Source organism: Spirochaetota bacterium, assembly GCA_038043445.1.
In the GTDB taxonomy this organism is placed as follows: Bacteria; Spirochaetota; Brachyspiria; order Brachyspirales; family JACRPF01; genus JBBTBY01.
On record JBBTBY010000035.1, the window covers coordinates 1 to 25,837 of the forward strand.

18 protein-coding genes are annotated in these 25,837 nt (G+C 56.6%); 12 read left to right on the forward strand and 6 right to left on the reverse strand.

What is annotated here, in order from left to right; genetic code table 11:
* The first annotated feature begins 167 nt into the window (after positions 1–167).
* From AABZ39_05495 to AABZ39_05505, 3 genes are all read left to right on the forward strand, one after another.
* Positions 168–1,694 (forward strand): YifB family Mg chelatase-like AAA ATPase, encoded by a 1,527-nt coding sequence (locus AABZ39_05495; protein ID MEK6794208.1) that lies wholly within the window; start codon positions 168–170, stop codon positions 1,692–1,694.
* 68 nt (positions 1,695–1,762) lie between these two features.
* On the forward strand, positions 1,763–2,134 hold the full coding sequence (locus tag AABZ39_05500) for a GxxExxY protein (GenBank protein MEK6794209.1): 372 nt from the start codon (positions 1,763–1,765) through the stop codon (positions 2,132–2,134).
* 70 nt (positions 2,135–2,204) lie between these two features.
* A complete protein-coding gene (locus AABZ39_05505; protein MEK6794210.1) occupies positions 2,205–2,795 on the forward strand; it encodes a nucleoside triphosphate pyrophosphatase in 591 nt (196 codons plus the stop codon).
* Here the strand turns inward: AABZ39_05505 and panB are convergent.
* Positions 2,792–3,583: a 3-methyl-2-oxobutanoate hydroxymethyltransferase gene (gene panB / locus AABZ39_05510; GenBank protein MEK6794211.1), complete on the reverse strand. Its 792-nt coding sequence runs from the start codon at positions 3,581–3,583 to the stop codon at positions 2,792–2,794. The two genes, AABZ39_05505 and panB, sit on opposite strands and share 4 nt — an antisense overlap.
* A 9-nt stretch (positions 3,584–3,592) precedes the next feature.
* Positions 3,593–5,515, reverse strand: a complete 1,923-nt coding sequence (locus tag AABZ39_05515; GenBank protein MEK6794212.1) for an HD domain-containing phosphohydrolase — start codon at positions 5,513–5,515, stop codon at positions 3,593–3,595.
* An 81-nt stretch (positions 5,516–5,596) separates the two neighbouring features.
* Here AABZ39_05515 and AABZ39_05520 point away from each other — a divergent pair, with 81 nt between their 5' ends.
* Both AABZ39_05520 and AABZ39_05525 read left to right on the forward strand, forming a co-directional pair.
* Positions 5,597–8,818: a PAS domain S-box protein gene (locus tag AABZ39_05520; GenBank protein ID MEK6794213.1), complete on the forward strand. Its 3,222-nt coding sequence runs from the start codon at positions 5,597–5,599 to the stop codon at positions 8,816–8,818.
* Entirely contained in the window at positions 8,815–10,182 is a 1,368-nt protein-coding gene (locus AABZ39_05525) for a sigma-54 dependent transcriptional regulator (GenBank protein MEK6794214.1), read from the forward strand. The genes AABZ39_05520 and AABZ39_05525 overlap by 4 nt, the downstream gene beginning before the upstream one ends.
* A gap of 53 nt (positions 10,183–10,235) precedes the next feature.
* Here the strand turns inward: AABZ39_05525 and AABZ39_05530 are convergent, their stop codons facing one another.
* A complete protein-coding gene (locus AABZ39_05530; GenBank protein ID MEK6794215.1) occupies positions 10,236–11,417 on the reverse strand; it encodes a hypothetical protein in 1,182 nt (393 codons plus the stop codon).
* A gap of 109 nt (positions 11,418–11,526) precedes the next feature.
* Between AABZ39_05530 and AABZ39_05535 the strand changes: the two genes are divergently transcribed.
* Complete coding sequence (locus AABZ39_05535) at positions 11,527–12,396, forward strand: AraC family transcriptional regulator (protein MEK6794216.1); 870 nt, start codon at positions 11,527–11,529, stop codon at positions 12,394–12,396.
* Positions 12,397–13,240: 844 nt separating this feature from the next.
* Here AABZ39_05535 and AABZ39_05540 read toward each other — a convergent pair.
* A complete protein-coding gene (locus tag AABZ39_05540; GenBank protein MEK6794217.1) occupies positions 13,241–14,143 on the reverse strand; it encodes a thymidylate synthase in 903 nt (300 codons plus the stop codon).
* A 284-nt stretch (positions 14,144–14,427) separates the two neighbouring features.
* Here AABZ39_05540 and AABZ39_05545 point away from each other — a divergent pair, with 284 nt between their 5' ends.
* The 3 genes from AABZ39_05545 to AABZ39_05555 are packed head-to-tail and all read left to right on the forward strand — an operon-like array spanning position 14,428 to position 21,779.
* Positions 14,428–19,581, forward strand: a complete 5,154-nt coding sequence (locus AABZ39_05545; protein ID MEK6794218.1) for a hypothetical protein — start codon at positions 14,428–14,430, stop codon at positions 19,579–19,581.
* Positions 19,554–20,744 (forward strand): DUF362 domain-containing protein, encoded by a 1,191-nt coding sequence (locus AABZ39_05550; protein ID MEK6794219.1) that lies wholly within the window; start codon positions 19,554–19,556, stop codon positions 20,742–20,744. The genes AABZ39_05545 and AABZ39_05550 overlap by 28 nt, the downstream gene beginning before the upstream one ends.
* A 12-nt stretch (positions 20,745–20,756) precedes the next feature.
* Complete coding sequence (locus tag AABZ39_05555) at positions 20,757–21,779, forward strand: hypothetical protein (protein MEK6794220.1); 1,023 nt, start codon at positions 20,757–20,759, stop codon at positions 21,777–21,779.
* Here AABZ39_05555 and AABZ39_05560 read toward each other — a convergent pair.
* Together AABZ39_05560 and AABZ39_05565 are read right to left on the reverse strand one after the other, a co-directional pair.
* Complete coding sequence (locus AABZ39_05560; protein ID MEK6794221.1) at positions 21,756–22,685, reverse strand: TIM barrel protein; 930 nt, start codon at positions 22,683–22,685, stop codon at positions 21,756–21,758. The two genes, AABZ39_05555 and AABZ39_05560, sit on opposite strands and share 24 nt — an antisense overlap.
* Positions 22,682–23,731, reverse strand: a complete 1,050-nt coding sequence (locus tag AABZ39_05565; protein MEK6794222.1) for a galactitol-1-phosphate 5-dehydrogenase — start codon at positions 23,729–23,731, stop codon at positions 22,682–22,684. Before AABZ39_05565 ends, AABZ39_05560 begins: the two co-directional genes overlap by 4 nt.
* 138 nt (positions 23,732–23,869) lie before the next feature.
* Here AABZ39_05565 and AABZ39_05570 point away from each other — a divergent pair, with 138 nt between their 5' ends.
* The 3 genes from AABZ39_05570 to AABZ39_05580 form a co-directional block, all read left to right on the forward strand.
* Positions 23,870–24,910, forward strand: a complete 1,041-nt coding sequence (locus AABZ39_05570) for an alcohol dehydrogenase catalytic domain-containing protein (protein MEK6794223.1) — start codon at positions 23,870–23,872, stop codon at positions 24,908–24,910.
* Between the two features lie 8 nt (positions 24,911–24,918).
* Positions 24,919–25,620, forward strand: a complete 702-nt coding sequence (rpe, locus tag AABZ39_05575) for a ribulose-phosphate 3-epimerase (GenBank protein ID MEK6794224.1) — start codon at positions 24,919–24,921, stop codon at positions 25,618–25,620.
* A partial coding sequence (locus AABZ39_05580; protein ID MEK6794225.1) for a DeoR family transcriptional regulator occupies positions 25,614–25,837 on the forward strand: 224 nt, incomplete at its 3' end. The genes rpe and AABZ39_05580, both read left to right, overlap by 7 nt.

A 25,837-nucleotide genomic window follows, 5' to 3' on the forward strand; every position in this document is an offset into this window, starting at 1 on the left:
CGGCTGACGCACCATCTCATTGTTGCTGTACCGGTAAACTAATTACCTGAACGATCAGCAACGTGTCAACACCAGGCCGATTTTTGATATTTTTCGTGTTCAATAGATACAGAACCCTCGAAAAACCAGCTTTTAGAGGTGGCCTATAGTGATTAAGGCGGTCCATCATGTATACCATGCTCTATTCAGGCGGCATTCTCGGTATCGAAGGATATCGGGTGTCCATTGAAGTGAATGTTTCGACGGGAATGCCGCGGTTCGAGGTGGTGGGGCTCCCCGATCAGGCGGTTACCGAGGCTCGTGAACGTGTCATTGCGGCCGTGGTCAATACCGGCGGCTATTTCCCGGCCCAGCGGGTGGTGATAAACCTTGCGCCGGCGAGCGTGCGTAAATTCGGGTCGTTCTACGATACCGCGTTCGCGCTCGGCGTCATGCTTGCGACAAATCAGGCGGATGTATCGCTCGATCTGACGAAGACCGCTGTGTTCGGGGAGCTCGCCTTGAACGGCAATGTACGCCCGGTACGCGGCCTATTTCCGATGCTGCTCTCGCTCGCTGAGCGCGGTTTTACGCATGCCGTTGTGCCCGAAGCGAATATGCCCGAAGCGGAGGCGGTGCGCGGGCTTACGGTGTTCCCGGTGCGTACGCTCGCGGATGCCGCCGCCGCCATCGGCGGAAGAGCGCCCGGCATTGTATCATCCGGCGGTACGCTGAGCGATGTTCGTACGGACCATCATATCGATTTTTCGGACGTCAAAGGACAGGAAAGCGTCAAGCGTGCGGCGAAGATAGCCGCTGCGGGCGGGCATAATTTTATGATGATAGGCCCTCCCGGCTGCGGCAAAACACTTATCGCGAAACGGATAACGACGATACTCCCGGCGCTCAGCTTACCCGAGGCGCTTGAGGTCACGAAGGTATATTCCATCGCGGGGCTGCTCAAGCCGGGAAAGGCGATGATGAACGAACGCCCGTTCCGCGCACCGCATCATACGGCGTCATACCCGAGCATTGTCGGCGGAGGGCAGATGCCGCGTCCCGGCGAGATATCCCTTGCGCATAACGGTGTTCTGTTCCTCGATGAGTTCAGTGAATTCGAGCCGTCGGTGCTGCAGACGCTTCGCGAACCGATGGAGGAGCGTGCGGTGACCATAACACGCGCCACCGGCAGTGCGCGTTTCCCGGCGAATTTCATCCTTGTCGCAGCATCCAATCCGTGCAGCTGCGGTTATCACGGCGATGCTATGAAAGTATGCGTGTGCTCCGAGCGGTCGCGTCAGCGGTTCCGTTCGTATCTTGCAGGGCCTGTCATCGACCGCATCGATATCATCATGGAGGTCAGGCGCGTGCCGTATGAGACGCTCTCATCCGCATCAGCGTCCGAGACATCGACTTCGATGCGCGATGAAGTGGAGCGGGCACGGGCGCTCCAGTGCGAACGCTTTACTGCGACGCGCGGTGTGTACTGCAATGCCATGATGGGCGTGCGTCAGGTGTCCGAACATTGTGCACTTGATGCCGCCGGACGCGAGCTCATGCGCCGCGCTGTCGATAAGCTCGGTTTTACCGCCCGCTCGCACGATAAGATACTGCGCGTGGCGCGCACCATCGCCGATCTCGCCGGCGCCGCTTCCATCGATGCCTCCCATGTGAGCGAGGCGATACAATACCGTACCTATGATGCGGGCAGATAGATCCAATGAGTCTCATGGGGAATTGAATGAAGGCGGAATACCACCGAGGACACAGAGGGGGATGAGCGATGCCGCAGACGAATTTCATCACTGAAAAGATAATCGGTTGTGCAATAGCGGTGCATAGAGAGTTTGGGCCAGGGGTGCTCGAAAGCGTTTATGAAAATTCACTTTGCGTTGAATTTGACGATACCGGAATACGTTACGCGAAGCAATGCATTGTCCCTGCATTCTATAAGCATATTAATGTCGGAAACTACAGGGTCGACCTACTTGTTGAGGATAAAATCATTGTTGAGATAAAGGCGGTCGAGGTGCTGCTTCCTATTCACGAAGCACAGATCATTCATTATCTCAAATTGACAAAAAAGAGAATTGGACTGATAATGAATTTCAATGTGTGTCGACTTGCTGACGGAATACGGAGATTTGCAGTATGAAAACACCCCTCGGTGACCCTCTGTGCTCTCCGTGGTCCATTCTTGAGTTCTATCTTTGGACGGATCGCCGATGAGGGTTGTGCTCGCCTCGCAGTCACGACAGCGTACGGCGCTTCTCGATCAGATCGGCATAGAACACATCGTGTACCCCGTCGACGTCGATGAAGAACGTTATTTCGCCGAGCCGAAGAGATACCGAACAACGATACGTGCACTCGCTCTGGCAAAAGCGAAAGCGGCAAGCGCTCATTGCAAGGATGCACTTGTCATCGGCGCGGACACGGTCGTTTATTCTCAGGGCAGGATATATGGAAAGCCGAGCGATGCCGACGATGCTCGCATGACGCTGCGATCGCTCTCGGGAAGAAAGCATATCGTTGCTACCGGTGTCGGCGTCATCGATACGGAGAGCGGTGTTGAGCGTACGGCGGTCGCTGAAAGCGAAGTGTATTTCAATAGATTGACATGCGCTGATATAGAGTGGTATCTGATGAGCGGCGAACCGATGGAGCGCGCCGGTGCGTATGCGATACAGGGCCGCGGGGCAGTGCTCATAAGAAAAATAGCCGGATCATATTCGAATATCGTCGGGCTGCCGCTTGAGCTCGTGGTATCGATGCTTCGCTCCCTCGGATATGCGCTTGAGGGCGATCGACGCTAGAACGTATTGCTGCGAACGTCGCTGATGTAGCGGGATGCCGCCTGTGAGATCGTTTCGCCCACCGCAGCGTACTGTTTTGCGAACGACGGGGACGGCTTGTGGAGAAGCCCGATCAGATCGTTGATGACGAGTATCTGGCCGTCACAGTCGCTCCCGCTCCCGATGCCTATCGTCGGTATGCCGATCGTGCTCGTTATCTCGGCGGCTATCGACGGTTCGATGACCTCGAGCACTACTGCGAACGCCCCTGCGGCAGCGACCGCTTCCGCATCGGCGAGCAGCATATCGCGGGCGCGCTGTTTCTTGTACCCGCCCATGCGGTGCACCGACTGCGGCGTAAGACCGATATGCGCGATGACCGGTATCTCGCTTTCAACAATGGCCTTTATATGGCGGGAACGGCCGCCGCCTTCGATCTTGACCGCTTCGGCCCCGGCACGCACGGCGCGTATCGCGTTCTTTACCGATGCGCTCTCCGAGAGATGAAAGCTCCCGAAGGGCATGTCCATAGCGATGAGCGCGCGTTGTACCGCCGGCTTCACCAGTGAGCAATGATAGAGCATCTGCGGCATGGTTGCGGTGAGCGTCGTGGGCGCACCGCGGAGCACGGTTTCGAGCGAATCCCCGATGAGTATGATATCCGTGCCCGCCCTGTCGAGTATGCGCGCGATCTGATAATCATAGGCGGTGAGCGCACCGATGCGCGATCTCCCCTTCGCCGCAAGGATGAGCGGTGCGGTCACTTTCACGGCATCAGCGAGCAGGTGCTCTGGTGTGTGCTCCGGCATGTGCTGTCCTCAGATGAGTTTGTTGACGAGATTGTATATCTCTTGCTGCCTGAATATCATATAAAGCTCCGCGTCGAGATTGCCGCGCTCAACCTCCTCATCGAGGATGGTGAGCGATCGGGTGAGATCGACCGCTTTCTTGTATGGACGGTCCCGCGCGGTGAGCGCATCGAAGATGTCAGCGATGGTCATGATGCGCGACTGTACGGGTATCTCAACGGAGCCCACCTTGTTCGGATACCCTGAGCCGTTGAGCTTTTCGTGGTGCTTGTAGGCTATCTCCGGGATGTTCCTGAGATCGTCCGTCCAGGGTATCTGCGTGAGGAATTTATAGGTGTGCGTCACATGCGTCTCTATCTCGCTGCGTTCGGACTGTGTGAGGCTGCCGCGCTCGACGCTGAGCGCAAGAACCTCGTTCTGTGTGAGGAACGGACACTGATCGCCCTCATTGGTGCAGTAATGATACCCCGCTACTTCCGCGATCTCCGCCCCGATGGGTTTATCGGTCACATGCGGTACATTGGCCTGCTCGACCGCTTCGAAGTACCGCTTCACACGCGTGCGTTCCTCCTCATAGGCCTTCTCGAGCTGTTCGAACGTCCGTGAGCGTTCGGCGGTATCGGGTATCGCCATCGCCGTTTCGAGTTTTTTGCGGAGGAATTCGCGTTCAAGTGCCGCGCGCACGTATTCGTATCTGCCTTTGATTATCTCGAAATCCGCGGGATAGAGCTTGTTCGCTTTCGTGAGCACATGCTCGCGCACGCCGACCTTGCCGAAATCGTGCAGGAGCGATGCGTAGCGTATCTCGCGGTACTGCGTCTCGGAGAACCGTATGCTCGCATACGGCCCGCGGTCGTGATCGCCCACCGCACGGGCGAGGGCTATGCTGTATTCGGCGACGCGATTGGAATGACCCGATGTGGTCGGGTCGCGGGCTTCGATGGCGGTAACGCTCGCTTTCACGAAATGTTCGAATATCGTGTGTATGCTCTCGTAGAGCTTCGCGTTCTCGAAGGCTACCGTCGCCTGTGAGGCGAGGGATTGGATAAGGTCGCGCGATGAACGGTCGAAGGGAATGACCTCCCGCTTGAAATCCTCTTCCTTCGAAAGGACGGCGCGCTTCGTGCGCTTGCGGTTGACGAGCTGAATGACGCCGACAACTTTCCCTTTATTGTTCGTTAAGGGGGATACCATCATCGATTTCGAATAATATTTGGTTGATTCATCGAATGAGCGGTTGAACGTGTATTCGACCGTGGCAGGCAATTGGTACACATCGTCGATGACGAGCGTTTCCCCGGTGAGCGCTACATAACCCGCAATGCTTTTCTTGTTGATGGGCATGGCGAATTCGGTATAGTTCGCTTTGGATGAATCGTTATCCGACAGCTTGAAACGCAGATACCCGCCGCTCGCGTTCTCTTCCACGATGAAGAGGCTCCCTGCGTCGGCGCTCGTCATCTCCTTGCTTTTGACAAGGATGAGGTTCAGAAGACGTGTTACATCGTTCTCCGCGGAGAGCGCTATGCCGATGTGATTGAGCTCCCGGAGTTCGCTGCTTATCTGCGTGAGCTTTTTCTCGCTGTGTTCCGCCGATAGGGCGAGCGTGAGGGCCGTGCATGCGCTTTCATATGCCTTGGCGAGCATGACCGGCCGTGCTCGGTGCGGCAATACCGCATGGACATGTGCTGCGGATATCCTTTTTTCATCGACGGCGGGCCGGCCCGTATCAAAAATGATGACACGGACGCCCGCTTTCCGTATGCGCGCCCCTCTGCGGAGGAAGGTCTTGTAATCGGTGAAGACGACCGCCGGCGTCTCGATCTTTTTTGCCGAGGAGAGCGGTTCGATGATGATGCTTCTGTCCCCGATCGCGGACCGCAGTGCCCGCTCGGTGAAGATACCGGAATAATAGAGGTGATATGCCGTCATAGTGACACCGTTCTTACGGCGTGATGGTATTATAACAATAGCAGGGCTTCTGTCAATTGACGCGTCGTAGATGCGTCGTAGATGCGTCGTAGATGTCTTCCGCTGCAGGATAGACTTCCGAGCCTTGCACTGCGACATTCGATGCCGTATAATGGAACGATGTCGCCGGAGATAAAACGTGATGTCGCCCCTTTCGGGGAAGTGACGGGTGCGCACGGGGCTCATTCTTCGGAGGATACCATCACCTTCATCGCCGATCTCGCCCGCGAGCTCATGGACGCGGTCTCCCTTGACGAGGTGTATCGCCGCACCGCGCTCGCGGTGTACCGTATTTCCGGTGCTCTGCACGTGCTCGTGAGCGGGTATGACCGTGAGACGAGAAAGCTCGCGTTCACCGCAATGGCCGGTATGTGTACGTTCGATGACCTTATTCCCTCCGCAGGGGCCGATATCAGGACGCTTCGGATAGCGCCTGCGGAACTCGGCGCCGTTGCCATCGCCTCCGCGGGAAGCGGCATATTGACGCGCCTTGACGGGCTTTACGATCTCTTCGTGGGTAAACTGCCGCGCGCAGCGTGCAATGAACTTGAACGCAGTACGGGCATGAAAGCGGTCTATTCCATCGGCATATGCTGGGATGGCCGCATATTCGGGAACATCGCGCTTCTGTTCGGGAACGATCTGCCCCCGCGTACCGAGATGATCGAAGCGATGGCGCGTATCGCCTCCGTCGCGATGCGGAGGATGCTCGGTGAGGAAGAGCGTGTTCATGAGCAGCGCATCATCGCCGAAGTTTCGCGCGTTCTCGTGAGTGCATCGACCCTCGATGAGATGTACACCGCGATAGGGCCGACGCTTCGCCGTGAGTCCGGTGCCGAATATCTTTTCGTGAGCGGTTATGATGCAGTCACCGGCCGCACGACGATGCGCCACTCCGAGGGCTTCAGCGATATCATACAATCACTGATCGCCATGGTCGGAAGGCATCCGCGCGATATCGCGCCCAAGCGGGATGAGCTCGGTGAACCGATCGCTTCCGCGTATGACACCGGACGTTTCGTGCGCATCCCGGGAGGGCTGTATGAGCTTTCCGGGAAGTCGATACCGAAAGGCATAGTCTCTGCTGCAGGCCGCATCCTCGGCGTGCGGGATATTTACGGCATGGGCTTTTCCTGGGACGGGAAGGCGCACGGGGTGGTGACCTTTTTTTACCGCGAGGGGAGTGCGCCGAGGAATATCGCGTTCGTGGAAACACTGATACAGCTCGTTACCATGGCGGTGCGAAGGCGCATCGCCGAGGAGGAGCGCCTTTCCGACGAGGAGTCGTTCCGCCGTCTCGTCGAGCACGCACCGAGCGCGGTGTTCATCTGCGTCGGCGCGGTGTTCGCTTACGTGAACGAAGCGGCGGTCGGGCTTTTCGGCGCGGCGTCGAAGAACGATCTCATCGGTTCCGCATATCTCGAACGTATCCATCCGGATTCCCGTGCGATGATGCGGGAGCATATCCGCGGACTAGAGGAGCGCCGCAGTCCGGTCCACAATACGGAAGTGAACTATGTAACGATGAGCGATGCACGGATCATCGCGGAGATATCGGCAGTGCCGTTCGCGTACGGCAGCGTCGACGGCATGCTCGTGTTCGCCTCGAACGTCACCCAACGCAAACGGCATGAGCGTGAGCTTGTCTCGCAGCGCGAGCTCCTTCAGACCCTCGCATATTTTCAGCGCGATCTCCTGCTCCTCGATACGGTCGGGATAATCCGCAGTGCGGCGAAATTCCTCGCCGGATCCGGCGGTATCGCCGCCGTCATCCTCATCGATGATGAACGCGGCATCGCGCACATGGGCATGCAGGGTGAGCGATACGACCGCATCGATCATGTCCTCGGGGAGCTCGATGGGTCGTCCATCGACTCGGTCGCGAGGAGCCGCGCTCCGCTGTATCTCCGGGATATCGACGCGGGATCGGTCACGAACGGCATCGAGGCCGGACTGTACCGCGATCATTCGCTGCGCGCGGCGATGTATATGCCCATAGTGTATGAACAGCAATGCCTCGGCGTGCTCGCGGTGTTCTCACGAACGGCAGGCGGCATCACTGATGAGGCGCAGAGCATACTCCCCATCCTGTCGTCCACCACGGCGCTTGCGCTCAGAAAAGCGGACCTGTACGATGCGGTGAAACGCAGCGAGGCGTGGTATCGAACGCTCATCGAACGTTCGCCGGAAGCGGTTATCATCTACAACGTGACGACGAACGCGGTCATCGACTGCAATGAGAACGCCATTCGCCTGTTCGGGTATTCATGCAAGGAACAGGCGATGAGCACCGATGATCCGTCCGTGCCGGACCATTTCCTCCGGGCGTTCATCAACGAGCAGTACCGCGTCATCTGCGAGGGCGGACAGGCCTCCTCCGATTTCACGATCAAGAACGCGGCGGGAACGCCCGTGCCCGTTGAGGCTCGAGTCGTGAGCCTGCCGCCGCGGGACAGCGGTATCGTACGCATCAGCATCATCGATGTGAGCGACCGCGTACGGCTCGAAGAGGAGCGGCGGAGGACCACGCAGTCGGTCATGCAGAACGACAAGATGAAGGCGCTCGGGGAACTTGCCACCGGCATGGCGCATGAGATAACGCAGCCGTTGACGGGCATATCGCTCGCTACACAGCTCATCCATCTGAAGCTGACGGAGGGGGGCTCCGATCCGCAGATGCTCAAGGGGAAATTGAACGACATCGCCGATTATGTGCAGCGGATAAAGTCCATCATCGAGCATGTGCGTATGTTCGCGCGCGATCGGTCCGGCGATGTTCCGTGCGATTTCAGCTGTGCACGGGCGGTAGCGAACGCGCTATCGCTCGTCGGCGCGCAGTATCGAAGTAACGGCGTTGAGCTGACGAACAGCGTCATGGACGAGAGCGTGCTGATACACGGCAATATCTACGAGTTCGAACAGGTGGTCCTCAACGTACTTGCGAACGCGAAATACGCTGTTGATGAGCGCGAGAAATACGAGAAGCAGGGATATAAAAAGCGCATCGCTCTCTCCTGTTCGGCAGCGGGGCAGGCGGTGCTCGAGGTGCATGATAATGGCATCGGCATCAAGGCGGAACATCGGGATAAGATATTCGATCCGTTCTTCACGACGAAACCGGTCGATAAAGGCTCCGGGCTCGGGCTTGCCTTCAGCTTCGGCATCATCAGGGATATGGGCGGCACCATCACTTGCGACAGCAGCGAGGGTGAATACACGGTGATGCGGATAACCGTACCCTGCCGAGCGGGGATGAACGCATGAAAGGCCTGTCGGTACTCGTGCTCGATGATGAAGCGATAGTACGCCGCGAGATACGGGAATTCCTTTCGGCATACGGTTATGACGTCCATGAAGCGGCGCTTCCCTCGGAGGCGTTCGCGTTCCTATCCCGTGAGCGCGTCGATGTCATGCTCCTCGATGTGCGTCTTCCCGAGGTCGACGGCATCGCCGTACTTGCCCGTATGAAGACCGAGTGGCCATCGGTCGAGGTCATCATGATGAGCGGTCACGGCGATATGGACACCACGATAGCGGCGCTCCGCGGCGGGGCGTTCGATTTTTTCAAGAAACCGCTCGACGGACTTGAGATACGAAGTTCCATCGAACGTACCAAGCGATATCTCGCGCTTTCCGGCCGCATACGAACGCTCGAGGGAACGTATGCATCGCTTTCCGACGATGTGGTGAAATTCGCGGGGAGCATCATCGGTGAAAGCACCGCCATCCGCGCGGTCATCGACAGGACGCTCAGGGCCGCGGCAAGCGACGATACGCCGGTGCTCATCACCGGCGAGAGCGGCAGCGGGAAAGAGCTCATCGCTCGTGTCATCCATTATGCGAGCACACGCAAGGAGAACGCCTTCTATCCGGTCAACTGCCCGGCGATACCCGATACGCTCATCGAGAGCGAGCTCTTCGGTGCGGTGCGCGGTGCGTATACCGGGGCGGAGGACCGTGCCGGCTGCTTTGAGACGGCCCACGGCGGAACGCTCTTCCTCGACGAGATAGGCGATATGCCGCTCGAGGCGCAGGCGAAGATGCTGCGTGTCATCGAGGAGAAAAAGGTGCGCCGTGTCGGCGGGACGCGGGAGATCCCGGTGAACGTGCGCGTGGTCTGCGCGACGAACAAGGATGTGAAGGCGCTCATCGCGAAGGGGAAATTCCGCGAGGATCTTTTCTATCGATTGAGCACCGTGGAGATACTGCTGCCCTCGCTGCGCGAAAGGAAGGAGGATATCCCCATGCTCGCGCGGCACTACGCGGGATATTTCGCCAGGAAGCTCAATCGGGAAAAGATCGAGCTCGATGACGGCGCGCTTCGGACGCTGGCGGCATATCATTTCCCGGGGAATGTCCGTGAGCTCAAGAACATCATCGAGCGCGCGATAATACTCTGCGACGGCGACATGCTCAGCGAACATCATTTTCCGCTCGATGCGGCACAGAAAGCGCAGGCGGTCGCCGAGACACTTAACCTCGAGACGCTTGAACGCACCGCGATAGAATGCGCATTACAGCGCTCATCGTACAGCAAGACCAGGGCGGCAGAACTTCTCGGCATAACCATTTTTGCGCTGAGCAGGAAAATGGAGAAATTCGGGATAACGGTCGAGAAGAAGATATGAAACCCCGCAGGCGGGGTCACGCGACCCCGCCTGCGGGTGGATAGTATCGAGATCTATTTCCCTATCTTCCCCGGCAGCCCGAACAGGTCGCGCTTCACTTCAAGATAGTACACATAATCGCGGTACGATACATCCGCCTGCACGCGGTGATCGACGTGCGGTAGAAAGCCGCCTTCCTCGACGAGCGGTTTGAGCCGCAACAATTCGCGCTTGATGGAATCTTTCCCTTCGAGGAGCTTCACCTTGTCGAAGCCGCCCATCATGCGTATCTTCGGGTACATCTTCCTCAGGTCGACCGGGTGCACGCCCGCGGCCACTTCGAGCGGGAACATGATGTTCACGCCGTTCTCAAGCCAGGTGGGTACGAGCTTTCTCATATCCCCGTCGCAGTCGACATAACCGAAGCGGCAGCCGCACGCAGCATAGATCTCGTCGAGTGCATGGTATACCGGTCCCGCGAGCTCGTTGAACACGTCCGGCGGTATTATCGGTCCTGTCTTGAACGCGATGTCTTCCCAATAGACCTTCACATCGATGCGGAAATCGGCCGCGATCTTTTTTGCGAGCGATGTCTCAAGTGTCTTGAGGTCATTGACGAATTCGACGACCACATCCCTGTTGTCGTAGAGGGCATAGCAGACACCCTCGAAGCCCATGAGATTGCGTATCCAGCCGAAGGTGCTCCCGCCGCTCGCGGCAAGGACATAATTATGATCTTTTGCCTTTGCCGCCATTGCGTTCCAGTCCGTCTCATTCCATGGGAAGCGTGCGGTCAGGTCGGGTTTGAGGCGCTCTTTTATCGGCAGATAGGATGCGTGGTCCTTGACGGGAAAATCGAGATAATGGGGTATGGTGTCGGTACCGTCCTTGAACACCTGCGATTTCACACGCGAGCTGTCGTAATATATCTTGTAGCGGTCGTTCTCTTCTATCACCTCTTCCGGGAATGAAGGATAGATGAAATTGCGCACGGGGATGTGCTTCTGCCAGACGTCGAAACCGAAATATACATCGGCGTCGGAGTTGTTTTTCACGAAGGCGGGCAGTCCCTCGGCGTGCCAGCGCTTGAGCGTATCGTTCCAGTAACCGAATTCCGCATCGATGATACGGTCCGGTTTTTTGAAGTCCATTGTCGCATAAAAACGGTCTTTCGGGCTCATCTCTCCCTTCGGTACCGGTACCGGCCCGAGATCCGATTTCTGTTCAAGAAGTGCTTTGAGTTCGTCGGCATCCATGGTTTCCTCCGTTTCGTGGGGATACAATACTCACGGCGCGGTGAGATGGGAATGGATGATAGTTCCAAATACATGGACGATATTGCTATCTTTCTCGCATGGGGATATCATGTCATCCATTATGAGGAACAATGAGAATGCTATCGCCGCTGAAAGGCGCGGCATGCATGTCCCCTACGATGTTGCGGTAAAGGCGGCCGCTCATCCCATCGGGCGCGGGCTTTTGATAAAGAACGCGGGATATGCGAAGCAATGGCGCGGGCACGACACGGCGCGTGACGGCATCGATGAGTACATACTTATCTACTGCATCGACGGGAAGGGGTTCTTTGAATTCGGCGGTACGCGGCATCTCATTTCGGCGGATACCGCGCTGGTATGTTTTCCCGCATACCCGCACTGGTACGGCGCCGACGAGAAGGACCCGTGGACGATATACTGGGCGCATTTCACCGGGCGCGATGCATCCGAGCTTTGCGCGCTTTCATCGCTCACCATCGATACACCCGTTGGGCACACCGGCATGCGCGCATCGATGATCGGTACGTTCAATGAACTGCTCTCGTCATTCGACGAAGGGGCGAGCGTTGCGCGAGCCATCTATGCAGCGACCTGCCTTCGGAAGATATTCACCACCATTGCGATAGCGCCGAAGGCGTCCCGTGCCGACATCACCGATGTCATTGCGCATATGAAAGCGCATCTGGATACGGATGTCACACTAGCCGAGCTGTCCTCGCTTGCCGGACTGTCGAAATACCATTTTCTCCGTCGGTTCAGGTCAAAGACCGGCTATGCACCGCTCGATTTCTTCCAGCGCCTGCGCGTCGAACGTGCCTGCGAACTTTTGACCGCATCGCGGGGGAAGATAGCCGAGATAGCGCGCGAGGTCGGCTATGAAGATCCATACTACTTCTCACGGGTGTTCTCCCGCGTCATGGGTGTGTCGCCACGGGATTATCGGAGACGGGCGGGGTGATGCGGGCCGCCTCGGTGGTGTAGGCGGTCGTTCGGAAATGCAAACGATCGCCCGGGGGCTTCGGGCAGTCGTGTTAAGAGGGCGGACGACCGGACGGGTGCCAGAACCATCGCCCCGAATGTATGGGCATCCGCCCCGGCGATGCGCCCGACCGTCCTGTGTATAGGCCGTTCGTCCGGCAGTGTGAACGATTACCCGAATACTCCGGATGACTCACCGGAGGCTCCGGGAGGATGTGAAACCTGAAAAAGGGGTTTCTTCTCTGCGTTCTCAGCGACTCTGCGAGCCCCCGTTTTATCCTCTCATATGCTGTTCTTCGCCGCAAAACAAACACTCACCCCTCGGCTATTAAAGCGTTGTGCAGAAGGAAATGTATTTGCCTCTCCCCTCTCTCACAGGGAAGTGAGAGAGGGGAGAACATGTCGGTATGCAAAAATACTTTCAGGCTGATTATTGATCTATTCCGTGTTTAATATTATGTGCAGCAAGGGGTATACCGACAACGTCGCCCGAAGAGATCCGCGCTCTAAAGATAATGGAAACGCACGGTTCGACAGGCTACTTCGACGGAACTCAGTACAAGTCACCGACCGTTACGACGCGTTCCGTGAAGAGTATAATGTCGTCTGCGGCGAGCAATACGGCACATTTATTTGAGCGCAGTAACGCTCAAATAAATGTAAGGGGGGTCATGCGGGCTCTCTGTGGGTACGTTGTGAAGAAGTAAACATTCTTTGTCATTACATTTATTTTGAATGTACTCATTCAAAATAAATGAGCGGGAAATAAAATATCGGTGAATTCGGGCGGAATGACGCTGCTCGATGGCGGCGAAAGAAAACTCCTATCCTTCTTTCGTTCCGCGGGTGCTGTCGTGTTCCTTGATCTTGGTGATCACCGGTGCTTCGGCTTCGTCGTACATCGCACGGATGTCAGGGTCGTGGAAGTTGTAGATGCGGTCTTCGAAGGGGCTTTTCCCGATACGGTCGAAAAGCATTTTCTTCGCCGCTTCTATATCCTTGCCGTAGATATGATATGAATCCGCGTGCCAGTTGAGCCGCCCGAGATGCACGTTCTTTCCCGAACGCTTCTGTATCTCATCGGCGATGAGGTTGCGGTTGAACTGTATGAAGCCGAACATGTTCATGAAGCTCGCGCCCCAGGCGTCGTTGGAGCGGAAGCGTATGTTGCAGTTCAGCCACCACGCGCCTTCGTCCTCCACGATGCGGTACCAGAGCGACTGCAGGCATGGCGGGTCATAGCATTCATTGTCGAGGTTGGGCATCCACGTTATCATCTGCGCCTGCCGGGTGAAGGGCTGTTTGACGAGCTTGGCGACAACGCTTTCTATCTGATCGATCTTGAAATACCCCATTTCCTTCGAAGCGGTGCCGGCGAGCTCATGCCAGGCCCCGTACGCGGCGAGACGGCCGTGGTAGGTGTATTCCCATCGAGTGTCCTTTGGGTCGTTGATGTTCTTCACCCAATGATCCTTCGCGCCGGAGAGTTCCATAACATATTCCCTGAGGTCCTCTATACCGCCGGGGAAGGCTTTATGTATCATGGGGTCTTCCCACGGTTCGAGTATCGTTATGTCCATGGTGGAATCGATGCTCTCCGGGTCGCCCGGCTTGTCATACTGCGTTTTGAACCGTGTGCCGTCGGTCGATAGCGCGATGAGCGCCTTTTCATAGGATTCGGCGAGCGTTTTGCCGGTGACCGCTATGACGGGGATGTTATGTGCCATTGATTACCTCTTTCGGTGATGTACCCCGGAGTATATAACGGCGGCAGGGGTAGTCAAGATAATCTTCCATAAAAAGGCCGATTTCTGTTAACCAAGCCTTGACAAACAAGGTAACATAATATATGATGAGTATAACCTGACCGGCATACCTGTGCCACAACTGCACAAGTCGCCATTCCGTGGCGGTAATACCGCTTGGCTGCGCCATAGGCGCACGCGTGGCTCGTGCTTGTTTGGCACATCCTGTGTCACAACGGTCCGTTTTCTCTTTAGGGAGGGAGATCATGGAACCACTTATGCTATCGATGACGGTGGTGGGCCCCGTCGTAGTTTATTTTGTTTTTCGCCAATTCGACCGCACCGGGAAAACGCTCGACAAGATCAACAAATGGTTCCAGCAGCGTGTTTCCGAATTCGACCGCATCTTCGATCAGAAATCCGAACAGTTCCAGGACAACAGCATCGAGCTCGATATTGCCGTGAAAAAGGCGGGGCATCTTTCCAAGGTGCTCGAGGGCGAGCTTTCGCGTCTGTCGGACCGTCTCGAATCGTACAAGGATTTCGAGGCGAGCATAGAGAAATACACGGGACAGATATCCGATATCGAGCGCGCGTACCTGTCGGTGCTCGACAAGATCGATGTCGTGCTCGAGGAAAAGAACAAGATCGACAAGACCTATCGCCGTACGAACGATATCAAGCGTTCGATGCTCGATCTTGAGAAGAGCATCGATTCGCTGCAGAAGCATCTCGTCGGTTCCTATAACAGCAAATTCGCCGACTTTGAAAAGGAGCTCTATCGCCGGTTCGAAATGCTCGCGGAGAACCTCACGAAGAAGGACGAGCGGTATAATTCCGTCGTTGCCGAGCAGGAATCGAAGATGCAGGAAGCGGTCGCCGCGTTCACGAACGCCATCGAGGAGCGTGAGATCGCGTTCAATAAACACCTGGGTGAGCTTAATGAGCGTGTCGCTGCAGAGAACTTCGAGCGGATACGTTCGATATTCGACCGTGCGAAATCGGAACTGAACGGGGCGTACGAAGAACTTACTTCCGGCATTCAGCAGAAGACGGCCGGGATGGAAGAGCGTTATGTGGCGCTCGATGTGACGCGCGTACGCATGGAAGAGGACCTTGAGCTCCTCAAGAACGATCTCAATCGTCAGCTCGCCGATATCACGGCGGAGACGGCCGCACGTTTTAATGAAGATATCGTGCGCACGAAAGACCGCATCATGGCGACCATCGATGATACGGTACGCGAGGCAGCGACCCGGAAAGAAGATCTGCTCGCGGCATTCGAATCGCGCGCGGATTCGCTCATCGCGAACCTCGACGACAAGGTCGGACGCATGGCGGACGATCTCGCCGCCGAGCAGAACAGGACGGTATCGGCGATACAGGATACCTATCACGAGTTCGAGGATCAGCTGAAGCTTGTGCTTGAGGACCAGACGGCACGTTCGGATTCCGCACGCAGGGAAATGGAAGATGAGCGTGCATCGGTATTGAATTCCATGCGCGATGTCCTTCATCAGGCGGAGGAGCGTATCGGCGGCGTTATGACTCATTTTGCCGAGAGCGAACGCGTACTCGACGAGCGTGCGAACGCGTGCAATGCGCAGATACAGGAAAAGGGCGATTCGCTCCTGGCATTGGTCACCTCCACAGCGGACGAACGACTGTCGCGTATCGCGGAAAGCGAGCGCGCCATGGGCGAGCGTGCCGATGCCTGTGAGCGGCAGATACTGGAAAAGCGTGATTCGCTCCTTGCAATGGTCTCATCGGCGATCGATATGCGTTTGGACGCTTTCGACGGAACGGTCGACCGCAAAGTGATCGATATCGAAGGGCGTTTCACCGAGAAGCATGAAGGATATAAAAGGGAATACGACGAAAAGGTACGCACTATCGTCGAGCTCTCGCGTACCATCGGTGAGGAAGAGCGTTCACTTGCCGCGATGGTGAGCGAGAACTATCGCTCCCACACCGATGGGCTTGCAGCCGTTTCTGAAGAGCTCTCGACGGACATTTCCGACGTGCGCGCGATGATCGTCGACAAAATGCGCGATATGGAGAAGGCTGCGGGCCATGAGGGGAGCACCATCGCCGAGTATATACGCAAGGCGAAGGACCGTACGGTCGACTATCTCGCGAGCGTGTACAAAACGCTTGAGCAGAAGGTCGCACGCAGGATGAACGCGGCGGATGAGGAGCGGCGAAATGCCGTTGCCGGTGTGGCATCGATGTTCGCGGACATGCGCACGGTGCTCGGCGAGAATCTCAGGATAATAGACGGGATGAAAGCGGAATATCGCGAGCGGCTGGAAAGCGCCATCACCGATGGGGAAAGCGCGGTGCGCGAGAAGGTGAGCGTCCTTGAGGGTACGATAAGCGCCGTAAAGAACGGTCTGGAAGATGCGTATGAGGGTGTTTCCGCCAAGCGGCATGAGCTTGAAGAGACGATGCGGTCGTTTAAGGCAATGGTGGATGAACATCGCGTGACGTTCGAAAGCGGTCATTTCAAGGATATAGAGCAGAAGGTCGTGGGTCTGGAGGCGCAGGTGCTCGCCGCGCAGGAGAACTATGCGGCGGCCTTCTCGGAGAAAGAGCGCGCGGTGCAAGCGCGTATCGGCGAGCTCACGAGCGAGCTGTCGTCGGTAAGCGAGACGACAAGGGAGAAATTCACATCCGCATTCGCTGAAAAGGAACACGATGTGGAAGTACGCATCGGCGAACTGGATCGCACGCTCCACACCATACGCGAAACGGCGGAGGGGAAATTCACGGCTGCGTTCGCCGAGAAAGAACGGGATATGGAAGAACGCATCGATATGCTCGATCGCGATCTGCGTACCGTGAGCGATGTCGCGCGCGCCGCCGGCGACGCTGCAGAGAAGGTGGTGACGGATCGACTGAACAGCATATCGGTCGATATTGGTTCCCGCATCGATGCGGAAATGACAACGCTTACGCCGAAGGTCGAAAAGGCCATCGACGATGTCATACGAAAACGGCATGATTATAAGGGAAAACTTGATAATACCGCCAAGTCCATAGAGAAGATAGAGGCGGCGATAGAGGGGCGCATCACGACGGTACTCGATAATGCGGAACGCGCGGTGGCCGACAACCTCAGCACTATAGAAAAGACCGTCGGCGAGCGTGAAAAGGCGATACTCGATGAGATGCGCGAGACGGTCTCACGCGTCTACGAGGCGGAAAAAGCGGACCTTGCCGGCGAGAAGAAGCGATACACCGCCGAGATAGAGTCGCTTACCCGCCGAACACAGGCTAAGCACGCCGGCGAATTGGCGCGCATCGATAAAGAGATCGTTGCGGTCAAAAAGCGTATTGCGGTAATGGCCGACGATGCGAAGGAAAAGCTTTCCGACGCGCTCGCGGTCCGCGACGGCTTCCTTATCGCCGTCAAGGACAATGAGAAGCATCTTGCCGAGCTTTCCGGCGGCATTCGCAGATTGAAAGAGGAGCTCGAACCGGCGGTCATACGACTGCACCAGAGCTTTGACGAGCGTATCGCGCAGTTGAACGAGCGTATCGGCGAGACGGCCGAACGCCTCCTTGCGCGCGAAAGCGAATTCGCACGCCGCTTCGAGGAGACGCTCGCGTCCGCCGCCGCCGCGCATGAGGCGAAAAAGACGGAGCTCGCAGCGTCGGTCGAGGATATGGAGGCGCACAACGATCGTGCGGTGAACGGTTACCTCGAGCGGATAATAACGCAGAGCGCGGATATCGAGCGGAAGAACGCACAGATGCTCACCGCCATAGAGCACCGCATACAGGGTATCGTGAGCGAAAAGGAATCGCAGTACGAATCGCTTTCCCGGGGATATCGCGATCTGTCCGAGTCCATCGGGACGATGCGCTCACATATGAAAGACACGCTCGATGCGGAAGTGACGCACGGCCGCGAGGAGCTTGCAGACAAATTCGATGAGATGACACGCGAGCTTGCCGCGCGCGATGCGTCGTTCTCGGAACAATTCTCGGAACGACTCAATGCAGCCGTTGCCAGGCTCGTCGATGAGGCGGAGCACGAGGTGCTGGAGGCGAAGGCGAAGATAGCCTCGGAATTCGATACGCATGAGACGCATACGCGCGGGAGCATCGATCGCTTGACCGGCATGATCGGCGATCTTGAGCTTTCCATGGCGGATATGCGCGAGCGGGCCGAAGCACAGGGAGAGAAGCATCTTGCCGCATTTGACGGGAAGGTCAAAGATCGGATGGGGCTCTTCGCTGAAGACCTCGAGATGCACAGCAGGAAGACTTTGCTTGAATTTGATGCCAGGGCCGAGCGCTTCCAGAAGGAGCTTTCGCGTCTTGACCGTGCCATGACCGAATTCAAGGACGGCAAAGAGAGCGAGCTTTCCGGTCAATACGCCGCGCTCAAGGACCGCCTTGCCGGCATGGAAACGCAGGTGGCCGAATTCATGGAGCAGGCGAAGCTGCTCGACCGCGCCGAGGACCTCCGCGGGCATCTCAGGAAAGACCTTGATCAATTCACCAAGGTGCTTCGCACGACGGCGAAAGAGAAGGACGAGCTCATGCAGACCATGTCCGAGTTCAATGAGCTCAAACGCATGCATACCGAAGTGAAGGGATATTCGGTGCAGCTGCAGAAGGAGAAGACCTCGCTCATCGATACCGAGCAGAAGGTAAAGCTCCTCGTCACCATGACCAATGATATCGAGGGCAAGCTTGCCGGCATACAGGGCGGCGAGAAGGATGTGAAGCGCATCGGCGAGAGCGTTGAGAAGATACTTGCGCTCGCCGGAGACCTCTCCGAGAAGTACGACGCCATGCGCGAGAAGAAGACCGCTATCGACGCGGCGCTCACGAGCGTGTATGAGACGGAAGAGCGCACGAAGAGCATTGCGAGCCATGTCGAATCGCTCACGCTCACGCTCAATGATGTGAGCGACAAGAAGGAGCGGCTCCTGTCGAAGATAAAGGAGATAGAGAAGGATACTGCCATACTCACCAGGAACGACGAGAAGGTGAAGCTCCTTATCGAGCGCTTTGAGCAGGTCGATCAGATGCTCGAGTTCATGAACGAGCAGAACGACCGCCTCTCCCGTCAGAAGGATTTCTATCAGAAGCAGGGAGAGAACGTCGAGGAGAACCTCAAGAAGGCCGAGAAGATGGCCGATACGCTCAAGGCGCTGCTTGACGAAGCGCAGACGATACTCATCGACGCGTATGCGGACGATGCGAAAAGTGCTCGCGGGAATGAAGAAGCGGACCCGGTGCCCGCAGCGCGGGAGCGGCGCATCGATGCGAAAAAGGAGAAGCTTATCATCGACCTCTATCGGATGGGTTGGGAATATCCGGATATCGTGAAGAACACCAATCGTTCCATCGAAGAGATCGATATGATCATTAAACAGTGGAAGATGCAGGGAAAACAAAGCTGACGAACGGGAAGTCCGTTGTCGCCGTCATCCGTTGCGACGGGTATGAGTATGTTCGTGTCCGCGAACGGGTCGCCGAGGCCGTTTCGGCGATAGGCGGTATGAGGCGATTCGTTTCGCCCGGAGAGCGCATATTGCTCAAACCGAATATGCTCGCCCCTGATCCGCCGGAACGTGCGACGACGACGCATCCATCCGTCATGCGTGCGCTTGCATCGCTTGCGCGTGAAGCGGGAGCGAAGGTCCGCTACGGCGATTCCCCCGGTTTCGGCACACCCGATAATGCGGTGATCGGCACCGGCATCCGTGATGTCATGGAGATGGAAGAGGCGTTGTTCGCCGATTTTTCTGCGGGGCGTCTCGTGCAATTCCAGGGGAAGATACAGTCGCGGCGGCTTCCCATCGCCAACGGCATCCTCGATTGCGACGGCATCATCAATGTACCGAAACTGAAAACGCACGGTTTTCAGCGGATAACCGGTGCGGTGAAGAATATGTTCGGTGTGCTTCCGGGCCTCTCCAAGGGAGAGATGCATGTGAAGATACCGGGGGCCTTCGAATTCGCCGAGCTCCTTCTCGATCTGGCGCTCTACTGTGCTCCGCGATTCTCGATGCTTGACGGTATTCTCGCCATGGAAGGGAACGGTCCGCGCGGAGGCCATCCCCGTCCGATGAACGTGCTGCTTGCATCGACCGATCCCATAGCGCTCGATGCCACCGCGGCGCGCATCGTCGGCCTTGATCCGCTGCATGCCCCGGTGCTTTCCATAGCAGCAGAACGCGGTCTCGGCGCTGTGCATGAAGCTGATATCGATATCGTCGGTGTGCCGCTCGCCGATGTCCGTGACAGCGATTTCAGTATAGAACATCGTCCGATACGCCCGTTCTTTCAGAAGAAGACGGCTGCGCTGCTTTCGCGCATCGCGGTGCCCAAGCCGTTCATACAGCCGAAGGCATGCGTTCGCTGCGGAGTCTGTGTCACGGTGTGCCCGACAAAGCCGAAAGCGCTTTCACGCGGCAGCGCGCAGGATATCCCTGTCTATGATTACGATCGCTGCATACGCTGCTACTGCTGCCAGGAGCTCTGTCCCGAAAGCGCGGTGCATATCACCAAGCCGCTCCTCAGGCGGGTGTTCGATCTTATCGATGGTCTTTTTTTCCGCTGAAGGGGGGAGGGTATGTCGATCATTCATCTTGATATCGGCATAGTCCACGACAAGGGATTTCGTTCCCTGATACGCCCGGGCGACAGCGTTCAATACACCGTTATTCGAAGGCTGTCGCCGGAAAAAGCGGTGATAAAATTCCTCGGACGTAATGTCGTTGCCGCCATAAGCACGGACTATCCGGACCGCGGGCGGGCGATAATACGCTCGGTGGGGAGCCGCATAGAACTTTCCATTGTCGCCCCCGGGAAAAAAGCCGCCCCGGCAGAGACCGTGCGTGTTAAGCCGCCCGAACAGGGTATGCTTCTCGCTGCCGGTGTAAAGGCGGATGCGCGCAATATCGATTATCTCACGACGGTGCTCAGGCACCTTGGTACGCAGATGACCGATGCGGACCGGGCATTCGTGATCTCCCTTATCGGCAAGGGCTTACATCTTTCGATCGAGCGGCTGGATCGTATGTTCTCAAGAAAGATACCCCTGCGCATACGCGATGCGCTTCGGAGCGCTGACGATAATGATGTCGAACTGGATGCCCTCTTCAAGCGTACCGCCGTACTGGAGCTCGGCGGGAAATTTCCCGAAGCCCTTTCCGACTACGTGCAGGCGAACGGACAATTCATCCTCTGGGCGTTCATGCTCGGACAGCATGATAAGGATGGTTCGGCAAGGGAACATCTGGGGTCACTTTCTGCGAACTCGGATGCGAGCCTCATCCTGCCGATATTCATAGCGATCGATGGAACGATACATCTTGTCGAGATGCGATATCACCGTGACAGGCACGGGACGAAACGCGATACGGTGCGGTTCTCGGTCATCGACGATGAGCGTTCCCGCGTCGATATCACCTTTGAGCGTGATCGGTCGAACTATGTCATTACGCTCGGCTTCCATGACAGCGCGCTCTATGATCGATACGGGACATACCGCGATGAGCTCTCTCGCGCATTGGCAGAGTGCTTCCGGGGAACGTTCACGTTCAGTGTTCGTGCCCTCGCGCCGGACGGCTCACCTGCCGAAGACAAGGGATGATGACTTCTTGATATTGTCGAACGATCCCGTGAGCGCAGATTCGAGGAGATGGTCGGAGTAATCACGCCCCAGTTTCGGGCCGCCGATCTCAAGATACCCGATGATATCGTTCACCGGCCACGTTCCCGCTGCGACCATGCGGAAAACTCGTTCAAGGTCTACGATTCCGGCGGCAAGCTCGTTGTCGGTAAAGCCGAACGTCTTATTGAAGATGCGATCGGTGTTCTTGAAATGGAATTCGCACATATACGGTATCTCCATGGCGAACAATTCATAATTGTCATGCAGTATGGTGCCCTCACGCGATGCTACCCCGTGGGAGATATCGCCGCAGAGATACACCGGCACCGTCGTGCCCCGATGTTCGAGGTGATAGGACGAAAGCGAGCGCATCATGTAGTCTATTTCACCGGGCAGAGACGGCGGTTCTGCGTGGCAGGACATCGGCTCTATCGTCAGTGCGCGAAGACCGCGAGCATGCGCGTATGCCATGAGGTCTTTCATATGTGCAAGATAGCATTCGATACCGGCAGTCTTATCCGCTTCGCGGTCGCGATAGGCCGCCCCGGGATTTGACCCGGCGTAGTCGGCCCCGACGAGAGCGGCGATATCGATGAGGCGTTCGTAATTCTTCCGTGCGACGCGTTCCATGGCCTTGTCACTGGTGAAGAACCCGCCGAGCTCTCGATGCGACGTGAATACGCTTTTCATCGCAACGCCGTGCGCGCGGGCGTTATCGGCAAGGCGCAGGAAATAATCGTCGTCAAGCGAGTACATCTCGAAAAAGCTGCCGAGCTGCATGTAATGGATGTCGTGCCGCAGGAGAAGATCGAAAAGCCAGTCGTAGCTGTATCGATATTCTATCGGATCGCTCTTTATGCCTATATGGCAGCGGTTCTCGCTCATTGATGCGCCTCCGGTGCGTCTTTACTTACGCGGAATATCGCTTTATTGACGAATTCTTTTTTTTCGACGATGGTATCGAACATGCGAACGCCGTCCTTCAGATCTACGACATGGCTTATGAGCGGCGTGCAGTCGATGGCCTTATCAATGGAAGCAAGTACCGTGTCCCAGTCGCTGCGGCCGGTTGGTGTTATCTTCGAATTCCACGTCCCGCGGAGCGTAAGCTCCTTGCGGAGTATCTTGGAGAATTCCTCTTCCGGGACGGCGAATGTACCGCGTATATTACCGAGGAAAACGACGGTGCCGGACTTGCCGGCGCTCTGTACCGCATTGAGGAATGTTGCGGGGAGTCCGCATGCCTCTACGACAGCATCGGCGAGGCGTCCGTTGGTGATGCGCTCAACGGCGGCAACGGGGTTTTCATCCGCCGGGTCTATGGTGAGAAATCCCATGGATTCGGCGATGGCGCGTTTTCTTGCGTCGATCTCGACGACGATGACGTTCGCGCAGCCGCGCAGGCGAAGCCATTGCGCCGCGAAATTACCTATCGGTCCGCCGCCGTACACGCAGCCGACAGCCCCCGGTGTGACAGCGCATTTATTCACGCCGTGCAGCGCCACTGCGCATGGCTCGGTCATCGCCGCATGTGCGCTCTTGACGTGATCGGGGATGCTGATGCAGTTCTCTTCCGGGACGTAAGCGTACTCGGCGAAACCGCCGTCGCAGCGCGATCCATAATAGTCGTAATCGGCGCATTGTGCATAGTCTCCGGTCTCGCATGCAGGGCATTTTCTGCAAGGGAGTACCGGGAACACCGCGACCCTGTCGCCTTTTTTCACACGAGCGCCATCCTCCTCGAGAACCCCGCAGAATTCATGGCCCATGACAAGGGGATAATGATATGCCTTGCCGCCGAAAGCACGTTCGATATCGGAACTGCATATTCCGGCATACGTGATGCGAATGAGAAGACGTTCTTTCTTCAGTGGGACATCGGTTTCTTCATAAAACAGTAGTTTATCATTTTTGAGGACCAGGGATTTCATGCAATGCTCCTTGTTGCGAACAGTCATAATGTAATCATATTTATCAAAAAGTCAATCAATAACAATCATATATGATTGAATATGCTTGACTTATGCGCGTTTATGCTTATATTAGCTTCATACCAAATGGAGTTCAGTATGAAAGCAGCCATTCTCGAGGCCCCGAACATGATATCCGTAAAGGAATTCGAAATGCCGGAAATAAACGAGAATGAGGCGCTGCTTAAGGTAAAGTCATGTGCTGTATGCGGGTCCGATGTGAGGATATTCCATTACGGCAATGATCGTGTGCGATTCCCCGCAGTGATAGGGCATGAGGTGTCCGGAGAGATAGTCCGTATCGGAAAAAATGTCACGAAAGTGAAAACGGGCGACAGGATAGCGCTCGGGGCCGATGTCCCCTGCGGCGAATGCTACTGGTGCATGAACGGCATGGGCACGAATTGTTCCATCAACTACGCGATCGGTTATCAATTCGCCGGCGGCTTTCAGGAATACATGGTGCTCAATGAGACCACGCTTTCATACGGTCCCGTAACGAAGATACCTGACACCATGTCCTTCGAGGCGGCATCATTGGCCGAACCGCTCGCCTGTGCGCTCAACGGGCTTGAGCTTGCGCAGTTCGCCCCGGGGAAAAGTCTCGCCGTCATCGGTCTCGGCCCCATCGGATGCATGATGCTTGAACTCTCGAAGATGTACGGTACAGAGCAGGTGTTCGCTATACAGCGCTCGAAGAAGCGTCTTGATATGGCGCGTTCGTTCCGAGATGATGCCCGGTTCATCGCGAGCGAGGATGAAGACCCTGTCTCCGTCGTCATGCGCGAGACGAACGGCGAGGGTGTCGACTGCGTGGTGACCACGGCCGGCACAACCGCTGCCCAGGAGCAGGCGATACGCATGGTGCGTCACCGCGGCTATGTGAACCTCTTCGGCGGGTTGAAGGACCAGCCAAAACTTTCCATCGATTCGAACATCATTCACTATCGCGAATGCTATGTCATGGGAAGTCACGGTTCGCTCCCGCGCCATCATGCACTCGCCGTATCGCTCATCGCACAGGGCGTTGTTTCGGCGGAAAAATATATTTCGCAGAGATTCCCGCTCACGGATATCAATGCTGCCTTTGAATACCACGAGAAGCGTGGCGGCCTTAAAGTCGTCGTTTCGCCGAATTAGGAGGGACTATGGCACGTCCGATACGCATCTCGCCGTCGCTCATGTGCGCTGACTTCATCGATCTGAAGCGGACGCTCGATCTGTTCTCGCAGGAACGTATCGAGCCCCTGCACATCGATATCATGGACGGACACTATGTGCCGAATTTCACGCTCGGCATCGATTACTGCCTGTCGGTAGCACGGTACACCGCGCTTGCGCTCGATATACATCTCATGATAGAGAATGTCGACGACTATATCCCGTCATTCGCGGCGATACGCGATTCCGTCGTAACGATACATTCGGAGACATGCTATCATCCCCTACGTTCCATCGAACTTATCCGCAGGGCGGGCGCGCGTGCCGGCATCGCCATAGATCCCTCGCTGCCGATCGAGAGCTACAAGCACCTCATTCCCGCGGTCGATCAGGTATGCATCATGACGGTCAATCCCGGCTATGCGGGGCAGAAGCTCATCCCGCAGACGCTGGAAAAGATACGCGAGCTTGCGGAACTCTGCGGCGAACGCGGGTATGACATCGACATAGAGGTGGACGGCAATGTGAGCTGGACGAACATGCCGCTTATGATCGATGCGGGGGCGAGCGTGCTCGTTGCGGGGACGTCGAGCCTGTTTGACAAATCGTCCGATCTCTGCGATAATCTCGCACGTATGCGCAGTGTCATTCATGAATGCAAGGACCGCCGCGCCGTAAGCATATGCTGACAAAAGAACGCCATGATGCCATCGTCCGATACGTCAAACGTCAGAAGTATGTATCGACGAAACAGGTCGTATCGCTCCTCAATGCGAGCGAGGCCACCGTGCGCCGCGATTTCCAGGAGCTCGAAGCGCGGGGGCTGATACGCCGCATGCACGGCGGCATAGAATATGCTTCCGATACGGGGAGGGGCGAGCGTATCGAGGAAGCGCCGATCGATGT

Coding starts and splice junctions, on each gene's coding strand:
- AABZ39_05495 (MEK6794208.1), top strand. CDS start 168: ATGTATACCATGCTCTATTCAGGCGGCATTCTCGGTATCGAAGGATAT.
- AABZ39_05500 (MEK6794209.1), top strand. CDS start 1,763: ATGCCGCAGACGAATTTCATCACTGAAAAGATAATCGGTTGTGCAATA.
- AABZ39_05505 (MEK6794210.1), top strand. CDS start 2,205: ATGAGGGTTGTGCTCGCCTCGCAGTCACGACAGCGTACGGCGCTTCTC.
- panB (MEK6794211.1), bottom strand. CDS start 3,583: ATGCCGGAGCACACACCAGAGCACCTGCTCGCTGATGCCGTGAAAGTG.
- AABZ39_05515 (MEK6794212.1), bottom strand. CDS start 5,515: ATGACGGCATATCACCTCTATTATTCCGGTATCTTCACCGAGCGGGCA.
- AABZ39_05520 (MEK6794213.1), top strand. CDS start 5,597: ATGCGTCGTAGATGTCTTCCGCTGCAGGATAGACTTCCGAGCCTTGCA.
- AABZ39_05525 (MEK6794214.1), top strand. CDS start 8,815: ATGAAAGGCCTGTCGGTACTCGTGCTCGATGATGAAGCGATAGTACGC.
- AABZ39_05530 (MEK6794215.1), bottom strand. CDS start 11,417: ATGGATGCCGACGAACTCAAAGCACTTCTTGAACAGAAATCGGATCTC.
- AABZ39_05535 (MEK6794216.1), top strand. CDS start 11,527: ATGTCATCCATTATGAGGAACAATGAGAATGCTATCGCCGCTGAAAGG.
- AABZ39_05540 (MEK6794217.1), bottom strand. CDS start 14,143: ATGGCACATAACATCCCCGTCATAGCGGTCACCGGCAAAACGCTCGCC.
- AABZ39_05545 (MEK6794218.1), top strand. CDS start 14,428: ATGGAACCACTTATGCTATCGATGACGGTGGTGGGCCCCGTCGTAGTT.
- AABZ39_05555 (MEK6794220.1), top strand. CDS start 20,757: ATGTCGATCATTCATCTTGATATCGGCATAGTCCACGACAAGGGATTT.
- AABZ39_05560 (MEK6794221.1), bottom strand. CDS start 22,685: ATGAGCGAGAACCGCTGCCATATAGGCATAAAGAGCGATCCGATAGAA.
- AABZ39_05565 (MEK6794222.1), bottom strand. CDS start 23,731: ATGAAATCCCTGGTCCTCAAAAATGATAAACTACTGTTTTATGAAGAA.
- AABZ39_05570 (MEK6794223.1), top strand. CDS start 23,870: ATGAAAGCAGCCATTCTCGAGGCCCCGAACATGATATCCGTAAAGGAA.
- rpe (MEK6794224.1), top strand. CDS start 24,919: ATGGCACGTCCGATACGCATCTCGCCGTCGCTCATGTGCGCTGACTTC.